14 protein-coding genes and 1 tRNA gene are annotated in these 13,836 nt (G+C 61.0%); 11 read left to right on the top strand and 4 right to left on the bottom strand.

All coding sequences use genetic code 11. From position 1 onward, the window contains the following. The first annotated feature begins 209 nt into the window (after positions 1-209). From dusA to iscX, 10 genes are all read left to right on the top strand, one after another. On the top strand, positions 210-1,208 hold the full coding sequence (dusA, locus tag GH657_RS10585; protein ID WP_281349411.1) for a tRNA dihydrouridine(20/20a) synthase DusA: 999 nt from the start codon (positions 210-212) through the stop codon (positions 1,206-1,208). A gap of 149 nt (positions 1,209-1,357) precedes the next feature. Next, a tRNA-His gene (locus GH657_RS10580) sits at positions 1,358-1,433 on the top strand. A 226-nt stretch (positions 1,434-1,659) separates the two neighbouring features. Further along, positions 1,660-2,184, top strand: coding sequence for a Fe-S cluster assembly transcriptional regulator IscR (gene iscR / locus GH657_RS10575; protein ID WP_153100724.1), 525 nt, complete (start codon positions 1,660-1,662; stop codon positions 2,182-2,184). A gap of 59 nt (positions 2,185-2,243) precedes the next feature. Further along, positions 2,244-3,467, top strand: coding sequence for an IscS subfamily cysteine desulfurase (locus tag GH657_RS10570; protein ID WP_153100723.1), 1,224 nt, complete (start codon positions 2,244-2,246; stop codon positions 3,465-3,467). Between the two features lie 60 nt (positions 3,468-3,527). Beyond that, positions 3,528-3,941, top strand: coding sequence for a Fe-S cluster assembly scaffold IscU (iscU, locus tag GH657_RS10565; RefSeq protein WP_153100722.1), 414 nt, complete (start codon positions 3,528-3,530; stop codon positions 3,939-3,941). Positions 3,942-4,000: 59 nt separating this feature from the next. Next, complete coding sequence (gene iscA, locus GH657_RS10560) at positions 4,001-4,324, top strand: iron-sulfur cluster assembly protein IscA (protein WP_153100721.1); 324 nt, start codon at positions 4,001-4,003, stop codon at positions 4,322-4,324. Positions 4,325-4,480: 156 nt separating this feature from the next. Continuing rightward, positions 4,481-5,008, top strand: a complete 528-nt coding sequence (gene hscB, locus GH657_RS10555) for a Fe-S protein assembly co-chaperone HscB (protein ID WP_153100720.1) — start codon at positions 4,481-4,483, stop codon at positions 5,006-5,008. Between the two features lie 129 nt (positions 5,009-5,137). Then, on the top strand, positions 5,138-7,015 hold the full coding sequence (gene hscA / locus GH657_RS10550; RefSeq protein ID WP_153100719.1) for a Fe-S protein assembly chaperone HscA: 1,878 nt from the start codon (positions 5,138-5,140) through the stop codon (positions 7,013-7,015). A gap of 86 nt (positions 7,016-7,101) precedes the next feature. Further along, a complete protein-coding gene (gene fdx / locus GH657_RS10545) occupies positions 7,102-7,443 on the top strand; it encodes an ISC system 2Fe-2S type ferredoxin (RefSeq protein WP_153100718.1) in 342 nt (113 codons plus the stop codon). Between the two features lie 39 nt (positions 7,444-7,482). Continuing rightward, complete coding sequence (gene iscX / locus GH657_RS10540) at positions 7,483-7,680, top strand: Fe-S cluster assembly protein IscX (protein ID WP_153100717.1); 198 nt, start codon at positions 7,483-7,485, stop codon at positions 7,678-7,680. Between the two features lie 185 nt (positions 7,681-7,865). Here iscX and lysS read toward each other — a convergent pair whose 3' ends face one another. Further along, positions 7,866-9,392 (bottom strand): lysine--tRNA ligase, encoded by a 1,527-nt coding sequence (gene lysS, locus GH657_RS10535; protein WP_153100716.1) that lies wholly within the window; start codon positions 9,390-9,392, stop codon positions 7,866-7,868. On the opposite strand from lysS, the gene GH657_RS10530 reads away from it, so the two are divergent. Next, positions 9,384-9,560 carry a hypothetical protein gene (locus GH657_RS10530; protein WP_153100715.1) on the top strand — a complete coding sequence of 59 codons (177 nt, stop codon included), beginning with the start codon at positions 9,384-9,386 and terminating at the stop codon, positions 9,558-9,560. The genes lysS and GH657_RS10530 overlap by 9 nt on opposite strands. Here the strand turns inward: GH657_RS10530 and prfB are convergent. The 3 genes from prfB to GH657_RS10515 form a co-directional block, all read right to left on the bottom strand. Beyond that, positions 9,557-10,661, bottom strand: a protein-coding gene (prfB, locus tag GH657_RS10525) for a peptide chain release factor 2 (protein WP_153100714.1) whose coding sequence is annotated in 2 segments (ribosomal slippage) — positions 9,557-10,579 and positions 10,581-10,661 — 1,104 coding nt in all. Because the reading frame shifts where the segments join, the coding sequence is not laid out codon by codon here. The genes GH657_RS10530 and prfB overlap by 4 nt on opposite strands. A gap of 176 nt (positions 10,662-10,837) precedes the next feature. Further along, positions 10,838-12,553, bottom strand: a complete 1,716-nt coding sequence (gene recJ / locus GH657_RS10520; protein ID WP_153100713.1) for a single-stranded-DNA-specific exonuclease RecJ — start codon at positions 12,551-12,553, stop codon at positions 10,838-10,840. Positions 12,554-12,679: 126 nt separating this feature from the next. After that, the gene (locus GH657_RS10515; RefSeq protein ID WP_153100712.1) at positions 12,680-13,834 is read right to left on the bottom strand and encodes a regulator; all 1,155 of its coding nucleotides are present in this window, start codon (positions 13,832-13,834) and stop codon (positions 12,680-12,682) included. Between the last annotated feature and the right edge of the window lie 2 nt (positions 13,835-13,836).

Here is a 13,836-nt window from a genome sequence, read left to right as displayed (position 1 = left end):
CAATGGTGAGCGCTACCGCCCCCGAAGGGCTGCTGGCCCATCATGGGGTACTGTAAAATTGTGCTCCGGCGTAATTCAGCAGATAGTTCAGCAGATTCAGCCAATCCTCCGATTTTTCCTTGCCGCTTTGTTACGGAGCATGCCCTGTTCGGCAAGATTTCACGATTTCACCTATACGTATTGGCAACATCTTGATAGATCCGAAAAATTTGAAGCAATCCACACCCACACCCAGACGCGTAGCCGTGGCACCGATGATGGACTGGACTGATCGCCACTGTCGTTCGTTTCACCGGATACTGTCGCGCCATGCATGGCTTTACACCGAAATGGTCACAACCGGCGCCCTCATCCATGGCGACGTTGCACGGCATCTGGCATTCACGGCCGACGAAGCCCCTGTTGCATTGCAGCTTGGCGGCAGTGATCCTGGCGACCTCGCGCGCTCAGCCAAACTCGGCGCGCAATGGGGCTACGATGAAATCAACCTGAATTGTGGCTGTCCCTCAGAACGCGTGCAGCGCGGCGCGTTTGGCGCTTGCCTGATGAACGAACCGCAACGGGTTGCCGATTGCGTGAAGGCCATGCGTGATGCGGTCTCGATTCCGGTGACGGTCAAGCATCGAATCGGTGTCGATGCGGTAGAAAGCTACGGTTTTGTGCGCGACTTCGTCGGCACCCTCGCTGAGGCGGGCTGTGAAGTCTTCATCGTGCACGCGCGCAATGCCATCCTGAAAGGCCTCAGCCCCAAGGAAAACCGGGAAATTCCGCCGCTCAAGTACGAATACGCGTATCAGTTGAAACGTGATTTTCCGGCCCTCGAAATTATTCTGAATGGCGGGGTCAAAACGCTCGACGAAGTCGATCTGCATTTGCGCCATGTTGACGGCGTCATGTTAGGACGGGAGGCTTATCACAATCCCTATGTGCTCGCGGAAGTCGACCAGCGTTTTTACGGCTCTATCGATCCGGTCTTAAGCCGTGAAAAGGCCGAGGCTCAGTTGCTCATCTATTGCGCGACCGAACTGGCACGCGGCACCTCGCTCGGCGCCATTAGCCGCCACGTGCTCGGCTTGTATCACGGCGTCGCGGGTGCGCGCGGCTGGCGGCGGATTCTGTCGGATAACAAGTGGCTTGCCAAAGGAGATCTGACGATTTTTGACGAAGCGCGGCAGTATCTGCGCTTGCCTAGCGAAATTCTTGAATAAGAGACTAGGCAAACGTGATCTGTCTTTGTATAATCGCTCTTCTTTACCGGGCAGAGCCAAAATTCAGTCTGTTCAGAAGCATGGTGCATGGTAAAGATCGAAGGATCGAAGTAGAGGTAACGAAGTAGAAACACAGCGATGTTCCAGTGGTGGCTGTAGCTCAGTTGGTAGAGTCCAGGATTGTGATTCCTGTTGTCGTGGGTTCGAGCCCCATCAGCCACCCCAAGAATTTCAAAAAAGCCCGCCACTGAGCGGGCTTTTTTGCGTCTGAGCACTCTCTGGGTACGTTGTTTTCACGACTTGCCGGTCAGTTGCGGCGGCTTTGAGGCTCTCACGCGAATGGCCTGAGAATGACCTGAATCGCAGCAGGGATACTTGACTAAATCACTCATGTATTTATACTTGACGAAAATTGTCGAGAATTGCACTTTCCCTGCATCCCTTACACACCATGAGACTCACCACAAAAGGCCGGTTTGCCGTCACGGCGATGATTGATCTGGCGTTACGCCATGATTCAGGGCCGGTGACGCTTGCGGGTATCAGCCAGCGCCAGCACATCTCGCTGTCCTATCTTGAACAGCTGTTTGGCAAGCTACGCCGCCACGAGATCGTCGAATCCGTGCGTGGCCCCGGCGGTGGCTACAATCTCGCCCGTAACGCGGCCGACGTGACTGTAGCCGACATCATCATCGCCGTTGACGAGCCTCTCGATGCCACGCAATGCGGCGGCAAGGGCACCTGCGAAGGCTCCAAGCAGCCGGATGGCCACTGCATGACACATGAACTCTGGTCAACCCTGAACCAGAAAATGGTCGAGTATCTCGATTCTGTTTCGCTGCAAAACCTGGTCGATCAGCAGCGCGTCCGCGAGGCTGCGCCCGCGGTATTGCGTGACAGGCGCACCGAAGCTGCGCCGGCCACGCCAAAAGGTCCCAATTCAGTTTTCAATATGGCCAGTTCATCGGGGCAGTAAGCGGGTGCCCAGAACCAGAAGCCAGGAAGCCAGAACATTGATGTCCCCCGGAGCGATTGATGAATAACGATATTCCCCACCTGCCCATCTATATGGATTACAGCGCGACGACGCCCGTCGATCCGCGCGTGGTGGACAAAATGATTCCGTATTTGCGCGAGCAGTTTGGTAACCCCGCATCGCGCAGTCATGCGTATGGCTGGGATGCGGAGCGTGCAGTTGAAGAAGCGCGCGAAAATGTCGCCGCGCTGGTCAACGCGGACCCGCGCGAAATCATCTGGACCTCGGGCGCGACCGAATCCGACAACCTGGCCATCAAGGGCGCCGCGCACTTTTACAAGAGCCGCGGCCGCCATATCGTCACGCTCAAGACTGAGCACAAGGCGGTGCTGGATACATGCCGCGAACTGGAGCGCGAGGGCTTCGAGGTGACTTATCTGGACGTTCTGGATAACGGCCTGCTTGACCTCGACGTGTTCAAGGCGGCCTTGCGCCCGGATACGATTCTGGTTTCGGTGATGTCGGTGAATAACGAAATCGGCGTGATTCAGGACATTGCCACAATCGGTGAAATCTGCCGCGAGAAAAATATTATTTTTCACGTCGATGCGGCTCAGGCGACAGGCAAGATCGACATCGACCTGCAACAGCTGAAAGTCGACCTGATGTCTTTTTCGGCGCACAAGACTTACGGCCCGAAGGGCATCGGTGCGTTGTATGTGCGTCGCAAGCCGCGGGTGCGGATCGAAGCGCAGATGCACGGCGGCGGTCACGAGCGTGGTATGCGCTCAGGTACCCTGGCGACGCATCAGATCGTCGGCATGGGCGAGGCGTTTCGCCTTGCCCGCGAAGAAATGGCAACGGAGAACGAGCGCATCCGCATGTTGCGTGACCGTTTGCTGCACGGCCTCGCGGAAATGGAAGAAACCTACGTGAACGGCGATATGGTGCATCGCGTGCCGCATAACCTGAACATCAGTTTCAATTTTGTTGAAGGCGAGTCCCTCATCATGGCCGTGAAGGACGTGGCGGTGTCGTCGGGCTCGGCATGCACCTCGGCTTCGCTGGAGCCGTCGTATGTGCTGCGTGCGCTGGGCCGCAACGATGAGCTTGCGCATAGCTCGATCCGCTTTACGGTTGGCCGCTTTACCACTGAGCAAGACGTCGATTACGTCATCAATCTGCTCAAGGGCAGGATTGCCAGGTTGCGCGAGTTGTCGCCGTTATGGGAAATGCATCAGGACGGAATTGATATTTCGACGATCCAGTGGGCCGCGCACTAACGCGCTTTCCGCTGGACGCTTGTTATCGCATGCAGTTGAATCGAATCAGGGAGTTTCATCATGGCTTATAGCGACAAGGTTCTGGATCATTACGAAAACCCGCGTAACGTCGGCTCGTTCGCCAAGGACGACGATGCGGTTGGGACGGGGATGGTCGGCGCACCGGCGTGCGGCGACGTCATGAAGCTGCAAATTCGCGTGGGCGAAAATGGCATCATCGAAGATGCCAAGTTTAAAACCTACGGTTGCGGCTCGGCGATTGCATCGAGCTCACTGGTTACCGAGTGGGTGAAAGGCAAAACACTCGATGAAGCCATGTCGATCAAAAACACGCAGATCGCCGAAGAGCTGGCGCTGCCGCCGGTAAAAATCCATTGCTCGATTTTGGCCGAGGACGCGATCAAGGCCGCCGTGGCAGATTACCGGCAGCGTCATGGCGCAGCGGCTCAGCCAGGTGAAGTGCAAGCTGCCTGAGCGCGCGGTTTGTCAAGGTTGGCAATGCGTTCAGATGCGTTCAGTACGAAGAGAGAGATATGGCTATTACGGTGACCGAGAAGGCAGCACAACATGTCCAGAAGTACCTCGCGCGCCGTGGCAAGGGTGTCGGGCTGCGGCTCGGCGTGCGCACCACGGGCTGCTCGGGTCTGGCGTACAAGCTCGAATATGTGGACGAACTGGCGCCTGAAGATGCGGTCTTCGAATGCCATGGCGTGAAGATCATCGTCGATCCGAAAAGCCTTGCTTATATCGACGGCACTGAACTCGATTTTGCCCGTGAGGGATTGAACGAGGGTTTTCGTTTTAACAATCCCAACGAGAAAGACAAATGCGGTTGCGGCGAGTCGTTCCGGGTGTGAGTGTGGCATCACGCAAAGAGGAAGGCGGCGCGGGCCGCCTTTTTCATTCCATCGCATCCATGGCCTATGTGCCGCTGCGCCGCTGCGCCGCTGTGCCTCAACTGTGCCTCAACTGTGCATTTACCAGGCTTCTTTTTCATGGAACAGGCTTAACTGATGGCCTCGCTTAACGACAGCCACTTCGATCTTTTCGCTTTGCCGGTGCAGTTTGCGCTCGATACATCGACGCTCGATCATGCGTACCGCACGGTGCAAGCCCAGGTTCATCCCGACCGTTTTGCCGCAGCGGGTGAAGCGCAAAAGCGCGTCGCCATGCAATGGGCGACCCGCGCCAACGAGGCCTACCAGACGTTGCGCGATCCGTTGAAGCGCGCGGCCTATCTGCTGGCGCTACGGCACGTCGAGGTGGGCGCGGAGAACAACACCGCGATGGAGCATGCCTTTTTGCTGCAACAGATCGAATGGCGCGAGAGCATTGAAGACGCCGCTGCAGCGAAAAACATCGGCTCGCTGGAGGCCCTGTTAGCCGAGTTGCGCGACGAGGAGCGTTTGCGTTTCGCCAAACTGGCCGCCTTGCTCGATAGCGGTGCCGATCAGGCAGCCGCCGAGGCCGTGAGGCAATTGATGTTCATCGAGCGCGTGGCGGCTGAAATCACCACGCAAATCGGACAGCTCGATGCTTGAACGCGCCGCGGCGCGCTAGCTTGAGCTGTAGCAGGCATGAATAGCAGATCTTGACCGAACTCCCATTTGTTACCGCGCACATCACGTCATTCAGCCGCTGGGCTGTACAGTCTCAAGAGATAAATTCAGATGGCCTTATTGCAAATTTCCGAGCCGGGCATGGCGCCGGCGCCCCATCAGCGGCGTCTCGCGGTCGGCATTGATCTTGGCACGACGAACTCGCTGGTCGCCGCTCTGCGCAATGGCGTGCCCGATGTGCTGCCCGATGAGGAGGGCCATGTGCTGCTGCCCTCGGTCGTGCGCTACCTTGAAAACGGCCGCCGCAACATTGGCCGCGAGGCAAAAGCGCAAGCCGCCAGCGATCCCCGCAATACGATCGTTTCGGTCAAACGCTTCATGGGACGCGGCAAACACGAGGTCGAAGGCGCGGAAAACGCACCTTATGATTTTCTCGATGCGCCAGGCATGGTGCAGATCCAGACCATCGACGGGGTGAAGAGTCCCGTTGAGGTTTCCGCCGAAATTCTTGCCACGTTGCGCCAGCGCGCGGAAGACACGCTCGGCGATGAACTGGTGGGCGCAGTGATTACCGTTCCCGCGTATTTCGATGAAGCGCAGCGCCAGGCCACCAAGGATGCGGCGCGCCTCGCCGGGCTCAACGTCTTGCGCTTGCTCAACGAGCCGACCGCGGCCGCCATCGCCTATGGTCTCGACAATGGCGCTGAAGGCCTGTATGCCGTCTATGACCTGGGGGGCGGCACATTCGACCTGTCGATTTTGCGGCTGACGCGCGGCGTATTTGAAGTGCTCGCAGCAGGTGGCGATTCCGCGCTGGGCGGAGACGATTTCGATCATGCGCTCTACCGTCACGTCATCGCCCTGGCCGGGCTGGCACCGCAGCAACTGACGCCAGGCGATGTCCGTTTGCTGCTCGACAGTGTGCGGGTAGCCAAGGAGGCGTTGTCCAGTGCCCCCGAGACGCGCTTGACCGTGACGCTATCGAGCGGCACAACGCTCGATCAACTCATCAACGCCGCGACCTTCGAGACACTGACGCAGACGCTGGTGCAACGCACGCTAGGGCCGACTAAAAAAGCGTTGCGTGATGCGGGCGTGACCCCGGCCGGGATCAACGGCGTAGTGCTGGTGGGCGGCGCGACGCGCATGCCGGTGATCCGCCGCGCGGTCGAAGCGTTTTTTGGCCAGCCGCCGCTGACCAATCTCGATCCTGATCAGGTGGTGGCGCTAGGCGCGGCGATCCAGGCCGACCTGCTGGCGGGCAACCGCCAGGGCGAGGGCGATGACTGGCTGCTGCTCGACGTGATTCCGCTGTCGCTGGGCGTGGAGACGATGGGGGGCTTGAGCGAGAAAATCATTCCGCGCAACTCGACCATTCCGGCTGCGCGTGCACAAGACTTCACGACGTTCAAGGACGGCCAGACGGCGATGGCGATTCACGTGGTGCAGGGCGAGCGTGAACTGGTGTCCGATTGCCGTTCGCTGGCACGTTTTGAGCTGCGCGGCATTCCGCCGATGACGGCGGGCGCTGCCCGGATTCGCGTCACTTATCAGGTCGATGCCGACGGCTTGTTGTCCGTGTTTGCCCGTGAGCAGCAATCGGGCGTGGAGGCCTCGGTCGTGGTCAAACCGTCGTATGGTCTCGCCGACGACGAGATTGCAAAGATGCTCGAAGACAGCTTCAAAACAGCGGATGTCGATATGCGTGCCCGTGCGTTGCGCGAAGCCCAGGTGGAAGCGCAGCGCCTCGTCGAAGCGACGGATGCCGCGCTGAGCGCTGACAGCGAGTTGCTCGACACGGCGGAGCGCACGGCGCTGGATGCGCTGCTTGCGGCGTTGCGTGCACGGCTGCAAAGCAAGGATGTCGCAGTCGAAGCGCTTGAAGCCGCGACGCATGCACTGGCCGAAGGCACGGACGAATTCGCTGCGCGCCGCATGAACAAGGGCATTCGCCGTGCACTGGCGGGGCGCCGGCTCGACGATCTCTAAAGCGGGGATGCCTGCCGGCCAGGCGGGACGCGCGCTTTAAAAAACCACGCGGCACCTGCCGCACTTCACGAAAACACGGACTTTGTATGCCTCAAATCATTGTGCTGCCTCACGTCGAACTGTGTCCCGAAGGCACGGTGATTGACGCCGTGCCAGGCAAGAGCATCTGTGACAACCTGCTTGAGCACGGCATCGAGATCGAACATGCCTGTGAGAAATCGTGCGCCTGCACGACATGCCACGTGATTGTGCGCGAAGGCTTCGATACACTTGCGCCATCCGACGAAAGCGAAGACGATTTGCTCGACCGGGCGTGGGGGCTCGAACCTGAATCCCGTCTGTCATGCCAGGCGCTCGTGCCGGCCGATGCGGATCTGGTGGTCGAGATTCCGCGTTACTCGATCAACCACGCGAAAGAAAATCACTAAATCACTCAATTATTCAATCACGGACAGGAGCGATCAGCCATGAAGTGGACCGATACGCAGGACATTGCGATGGCGTTAACGGACAAGCATCCGGAGATTGATCCGCAGCAGGTGCGTTTTACGGATCTGCATCGCTGGGTGATGGAGCTGGAAGGGTTCGATGACGATCCGAACCGTTCTAGCGAGAAAATTCTGGAGGCGATTCAGACCGCGTGGATCGAGGACTCGGATTATTGAGTCCGTTTTTGATGGCCGCTTCAATGCGGCTTTTTGCTTCCCCAGACCTGTAGCGCGCGGATGAGGAGGTTGAGCATGGGTATGACCGTGCTCGCGTCCTCGTGGTCCGGCCAAACCATACCGCGCGGTATCGCTGCCGGAGCTCTCCGCGATGTCGAACTTGATGGCCGGTTGACCGGTTTATCTCAGTCCTCGCGCCGCAGATGCGGAAACAGGATGACGTCGCGGATGCTCGGGCTGTCGGTCAGCAGCATCACCAGCCGGTCGATGCCAATGCCGCAGCCGCCTGCTGGCGGCATGCCGTATTCGAGCGCACGGATGTAATCGGTGTCGTAGTACATCGCTTCCTCGTCGCCGGCGTCTTTCTGGTCGACCTGCTTTTTAAAGCGCGCGGCCTGGTCTTCCGGGTCGTTCAGTTCAGAAAAACCATTGGCGATCTCGCGTCCGGTGATGAACAGTTCGAAGCGCTCGGTAATGCCTTCCACCGTATCCGATGCACGCGCCAGCGGGGAAACTTCGACCGGGTAGTCGATGATGAAGGTCGGCTCCCATAGCTGGGCTTCGGCGGTTTCTTCGAAGAGCGCCAGTTGCAGTGCTCCGGCGCCTGCATTCAAAAACTGCGGCTGGCTGGCATCGACGCCGAATTTCTTCAGCTCCGTGCGCAGGAACGCGCTGTCGGCGAGTTGCGCAGCGGTGTAGTGCGGTGCGTACTTCTGGATCGCCTGGGTGATCGTCAGCCGGTGAAACGGTTTGGCGAAGTCCAGCTCGCGGCCCTGATAGGTGATGCTAGCCGTGCCCAGGGCATCGATGGCGGCCTGGCGAATCAATTGCTCGGTGAAATCCATGAGCCACGTGTAGTCGGTGTACGCCGCGTAGAACTCCATCATCGTGAATTCCGGATTGTGCCGCGGCGATACGCCCTCGTTGCGGAAATTCCGGTTGATCTCGAAGACGCGTTCGAAGCCGCCCACCACCAGGCGTTTCAGATAAAGCTCAGGCGCGATGCGCAGGAACATCTGCATGTCCAGCGCGTTATGGTGCGTGACGAACGGTTTGGCTGCCGCGCCACCGGGGATCGGGTGCAGCATGGGCGTTTCGACTTCCATGAAATCGGCGTCGGCCATGAACTTGCGAATCGACGACACAGCCCTGGTGCGCGCGACGAAGGTTTTGCGTGTCTCCGGCGTGACGATCAGATCGACATAGCGCTGGCGGTAGCGCATTTCCTGGTCGGCCAGCCCGTGGAATTTATCCGGCAGCGGACGCAGCGCTTTCGACAGCAGGCGCAGCTCGGTGCAGCGCACCGACAGCTCGCCCTTGTTCGTGCGAAACAGCACGCCGCGCGCGGCGACGATATCGCCCAGATCCCACTTTTTAAAGGCGTCGTACGTGGCCTCACCCACATCGGCGGGCGTGATGAAAAACTGGATCTGGCCCGAACCGTCACGTACCGTGGCGAAACTGGCTTTACCCATGACCCGTTTGAGCATCATCCGGCCCGCGAGGGCGACGGCAGGCGCTTGCGCTTCGAGCGCTTCCTTGTCGCTTGCCGCGTAGTGCTCTTGCAGATCCGCGGCGTGATGGGTGGGGCGGAAATCGTTCGGGTAGGCGATACCCTGTTCGCGCAACGCGCGCAGCTTGTCGCGGCGCTCCGCGATGATCGAGTTGTCATCCAGCTCGGCGGCGGCAGGCGTCTGGGTGGGTTGGTTCATGATGAGGTGTCTGCACAGGGCGCCAAAAGCGGCGCGGTAAAAGAAACAAAATCCGGCGAAGTGACCAGCGTGGCCAGCGGCCACGCCATCGGCGCCGGGAAAACTCAATACTCAAAACTCAATGCTCAATCTGGGCTGAAAGCTCGCCGCAACCGGGCCGAAGCTTAAATGCCCTGTTTCAGGCTGGCGCTGATGAAATCATCCAGATCGCCATCCAGCACGGCTTTGGTATTGCTGATTTCGACGTTGGTGCGCAGATCCTTGATGCGGCTGTTATCCAGCACGTAAGAGCGAATCTGATGCCCCCAGCCGACATCCGTTTTGCTCGATTCGAGCTTGTCCTGCTCGGCCTGGCGTTTGCGGATTTCGGCCTCGTAGAGACGCGATTTCAGCATGGCCATGGCTTCGGCGCGGTTGCGGTGCTGCGAGCGGTCGTTCTGGCACTGCACGACGATACCGCTGGGCAAGTGCGTGATCCGCACGGCGGAATCGGTTTTGTTGATGTGCTGGCCACCCGCCCCCGAGGCGCGGTAGGTGTCAATGCGCAGATCGGCGGGGTTGATATCGACTTCGATCGAATCGTCGATCTCGGGATAAACGAAGACCGATGAGAACGACGTGTGCCGCCCCCCCGACGAATCGAACGGCGATTTGCGCACCAGCCGGTGCACCCCGGTTTCGGTGCGTAAAAAACCGTAGGCGTATTCGCCTTCGATCTTGATCGTGGCGTTTTTCACCCCGGCGACATCGCCCGCGGATTCTTCGAGAATTTCGGTTTTGAAGCCCTTGCGCTCGCAGTAGCGCAAGTACTGGCGCAGCAGCATGGCGGCCCAGTCGCACGCTTCGGTGCCCCCCGCGCCTGCCTGGATATCGAGAAACGCGTTGTTGGGATCGGCCGGGTTCGAGAACATCCGGCGGAACTCCATGTCGGCGATGCGGGTTTCGAGCGCGGCGGCGTCAGTTTCGCAGGCGATGAGCGTGTCTTCGTCGTTTTCGTCGCGGGCCATGTCGAACAGGTCCCGCGCGTCGCGCAGATCGTTATTGAGTGCCGTCAGTGTGCCGACGACCCCATCCAGCAGTTTTTTTTCCCGGCCGAGTGCCTGGGCATGTTTGGAATCGTTCCAGACCGTGGGATCTTCGAGTTCCTTGTTGACTTCTTCCAGACGCGCAGCCTTGGCGTCGTAGTCAAAGATACCCCCGTAGCTCGCCGGCGCGCTGGCGCAGGTCTGCCAAAGAGGCTTCGATCGCGTTGAGACGTTCCGCTTCCATGTCGTTTTTTCCGCTTTTTCGTGTCGTAAAAAGACGAAATTATAGCCGATCAGGGCTCCGCGCCGGACCTCCATGCGGTGTCAAAGGCCACTGTCAGGCGAATTTTGCCGCGCTTTTAGCGCTTTTTCGAAGGCGTTGGCGGCCGCCTTGCTGCGACTGTGCCAGGGGCGCTCGCTTCAGGCCAGCGCATGTTCGACGATCAACTGCACCCGGGCGACGCCGTTCCAGCTATCGGCGGAAAGCCGGTATGCCACCGTCGTGTGTTGCGGCAGGGGCTCGGTGTGATTGAACCAGATCGCGTTAAAGCGCTGGCGCGCGCGTCCCAGTTGCAGTTTCAGATGCCGCTCTTTTACCAGCGCCTGCGATAGCACCTCGAATTCGCCCGAAAACACCGGCGCGGGAAACCCCTGGCCCCACACCTGCTCCTCCAGCATCTCGACGAACTGCGGCGTGAAGTAGGCGTCCTCGAGCGTGCCGTCGGTCTCGATAGTGCGCGCCAGCGTCTCGGCCGTGAGCCACTCGCGGCCGACGGCTTCGAAGGCCGCCGTGAAGCGCGCGAGGTCCGCCGTGGCCAGCGTCAAGCCCGCCGCCATGGCATGGCCGCCGAATTTGCCAATCAGCAAAGGCTCGCGTTTCGAGATCAGATCGAGCGCATCGCGGAGATGAAAACCCGCGATGGAGCGGCCCGAACCTTTAACGGTGGCGCCGCTATCGTCGGCCAGCGCGAAGGTGAAGGACGGGCGATGGAATTTTTCCTTGAGACGCCCCGCGACGATACCAATCACACCTTGGTGCCAGGTGGGATTAAAGAGCGTGATCGTGGCCGTAGCCATCGTCTGCGCCGGGTCGAGCGCGTTGAGTTCGGCGAGCGCCTGGCTTTGCATGCCGGCTTCGATATCGCGCCGCTCGCGGTTCATGGCGTCGAGCTGCTGCGCCAGATCCCAGGCGCGGCCCACGTCGTCGGTAATCAGGCATTCGATTCCCAGCGACATGTCCGACAGCCGCCCCGCGGCATTCAGGCGCGGCCCGAGGGCGAAGCCGAGATCAAAGCCGCAGGCGCTGCGCGCTTCGCGTCCGGCTGCGCGAAAGAGCGCGGCGATGCCAGGCTGCAGACGGCCCCGGCGCATGCGTTGCAGGCCTTGCGCGACCAGCACGCGGTTATTGCTATCGAGCTTGACGACATCCGCGACCGTTCCGAGCGCGACCAGGTCCAGCAGGCCATCGAGGCGCGGCTCGGGCCTGGCCTCGCTGAAAACCTGGCGCTCGCGTAGCGTGGCGCGCAAGGCGAGCAGCACATAAAACATCACGCCCACGCCCGCCAGGGATTTGCTGGGAAACGGGCAGCCGGGCTGATTCGGGTTGACGATGGCGCGGGCGGCGGGCAGGGTCTCGCCCGGCAGATGGTGATCGGTGACCAGCACATCGATACCCAGCGCATTGGCCGCCGCCACGCCTTCGACGCTGGCGATGCCGTTATCCACGGTGATCAGCAGCTCGGGCGGGCCGCCTGGCCGTTGCGCCGCGAGGGCGACGATCTCGGGGGTGAGGCCGTAGCCGTATTCGAAGCGGTTCGGCACCAGATAGTCCACCTGGGCGCCGAACATGCGCAGGCCACGCACCGCGACCGCGCAGGCGGTGGCGCCGTCGCAATCGTAATCGGCGACGACCAGCATGCGGCGCTTCTGGGCGATCGCGTCCGCCAGCAGCGCGGCGGCGTCGGCGCAGCCTTTGAGCTGCTCGGGAGGCACGAGGCGGGCGAGCCCGGTTTCGATCTCGGCGGGAATGCGGATCCCGCGCGCAGCATAGAGGCGCGCGAGGACCGGATGCAGGCCATGTCGCGTGAGGGCTTCGGCATCGGCGGGGGAGCAGGTGCGGGTAATGATTCGAGTCATCGGGAACAGGGAACAGGGAACAGGGAACAGGGAACAGGGAACAGGGAACAGGGAACAGGGAACAGGGAACAGGGAACAGGGAACAGGGAAAAGAGCGAAGAACGATGGACGAAGGGCTGGGCTGGGCTATTCGATGAAGAGCGAGGCGAGCGGGCGGCGGCGCCAGAAGCGGCGCAAATCGCCGCGCGTGATGGCCAGCGTGACCGAGCCGGTATCGCTGCACAGCGTCAGGCCGAGTTCGTCGAGTTGCCCGCTGTGCAAGGCGGCGAGCGCCGGGGCGAACCAGTCGCGCTCAAGCGCGGTGCAAGCGTGGTTCCATGCATCCCAATCCTGTGCGAGATATGCCGTCGAAAACGGATCGAGTTCGATCAAGGTCGTGGGCCTGGTGCGGGTGCTGGTGCTGTTCCCCGTGCTGGCAGGCGCGGCCGGGCGGGCGTCGAACGAGAGGGGGGCCGGGTGCAGCCCGGCTTGTGCCGCGAGCGCAAGCCCTCGCGTGGCGGGGGCGTCCGAGCACACCTGATGAAACGGCTGGCTGACAGGACGGAGCGCACCCGGCGCGTGAAACCATAACGAATTGACGGCGGGCAAGCCGCGCGCTTCGCGGGCTTCGTTGACGGGATGCTCGAACCAGGCCATCTGGACTTCGTTCTGCAGCTTCATCCAGGCGCGCGAGCGTTCGCCGGAGCGGGTTTCGTGCGGCAGCCAGATTTCGATGTTGTGGCCACTGGCGCGCAAGGGCGAGGCGCCTGCGAGCGCGCCCAACGCCGCGCTAGACAAATACCAGCGCTGCGGCAACGGCGCTTCGAGACGTACCTCGAGGGCTTCGACCAGCGGGCGGGCGACCTCGAGCAGCGCGGTGGCTTCGGCCGCGGAGAGATCGAGCGAGGCCGGATCGATGAGCACCAGATGATCGCGGGCGATGCGTACATGAACAGGCTGCACGCAGGCCCAGAGCGCATCGCCGGGGATGCCGCCATCGGCCAGCAGCATGTAGGGCGCGAGCGGTGCGGAATCGTTGGCCTCGCTTGCATGGGCTGCGCCGGGCACATCGGGCGCGGGGCTGAGGCCAAAGCGGCGCGTCAGCCAGCGCTCGTGCGGCAGGGTGCGCTGGAAATCGTCGCCGACGCTGCGCTCGATCTGCCGCGCACGGGCAATGAGGCGCGTGAAAGCGGGATGAGCCAGACGGTGGAAGGTGGCGGGTGCCGCGGCGGCGCTGGGCAGCGCAAACGGCAGCAGTAAGTGGAGATGAGACGTGTGGGTGGCGGGCATGGTGCTGCGCATTG

Origin of the sequence: Paraburkholderia hayleyella (assembly GCF_009455685.1) — a bacterium.
Lineage (GTDB): Bacteria > Pseudomonadota > Gammaproteobacteria > Burkholderiales > Burkholderiaceae > Paraburkholderia > Paraburkholderia hayleyella.
This window is presented reverse-complemented; position numbering and strand designations above follow the sequence as displayed.

Bases quoted from the DNA above. Each gene is read 5' to 3' on its own strand.
- iscR (WP_153100724.1), top strand. From the start codon at position 1,660: ATGAGACTCACCACAAAAGGCCGGTTTGCCGTCACGGCGATGATTGAT.
- GH657_RS10570 (WP_153100723.1), top strand. From the start codon at position 2,244: ATGAATAACGATATTCCCCACCTGCCCATCTATATGGATTACAGCGCG.
- iscU (WP_153100722.1), top strand. From the start codon at position 3,528: ATGGCTTATAGCGACAAGGTTCTGGATCATTACGAAAACCCGCGTAAC.
- iscA (WP_153100721.1), top strand. From the start codon at position 4,001: ATGGCTATTACGGTGACCGAGAAGGCAGCACAACATGTCCAGAAGTAC.
- hscB (WP_153100720.1), top strand. From the start codon at position 4,481: ATGGCCTCGCTTAACGACAGCCACTTCGATCTTTTCGCTTTGCCGGTG.
- hscA (WP_153100719.1), top strand. From the start codon at position 5,138: ATGGCCTTATTGCAAATTTCCGAGCCGGGCATGGCGCCGGCGCCCCAT.
- fdx (WP_153100718.1), top strand. From the start codon at position 7,102: ATGCCTCAAATCATTGTGCTGCCTCACGTCGAACTGTGTCCCGAAGGC.
- iscX (WP_153100717.1), top strand. From the start codon at position 7,483: ATGAAGTGGACCGATACGCAGGACATTGCGATGGCGTTAACGGACAAG.
- lysS (WP_153100716.1), bottom strand. From the start codon at position 9,392: ATGAACCAACCCACCCAGACGCCTGCCGCCGCCGAGCTGGATGACAAC.
- recJ (WP_153100713.1), bottom strand. From the start codon at position 12,553: ATGACTCGAATCATTACCCGCACCTGCTCCCCCGCCGATGCCGAAGCC.
- GH657_RS10515 (WP_153100712.1), bottom strand. From the start codon at position 13,834: ATGCGCAGCACCATGCCCGCCACCCACACGTCTCATCTCCACTTACTG.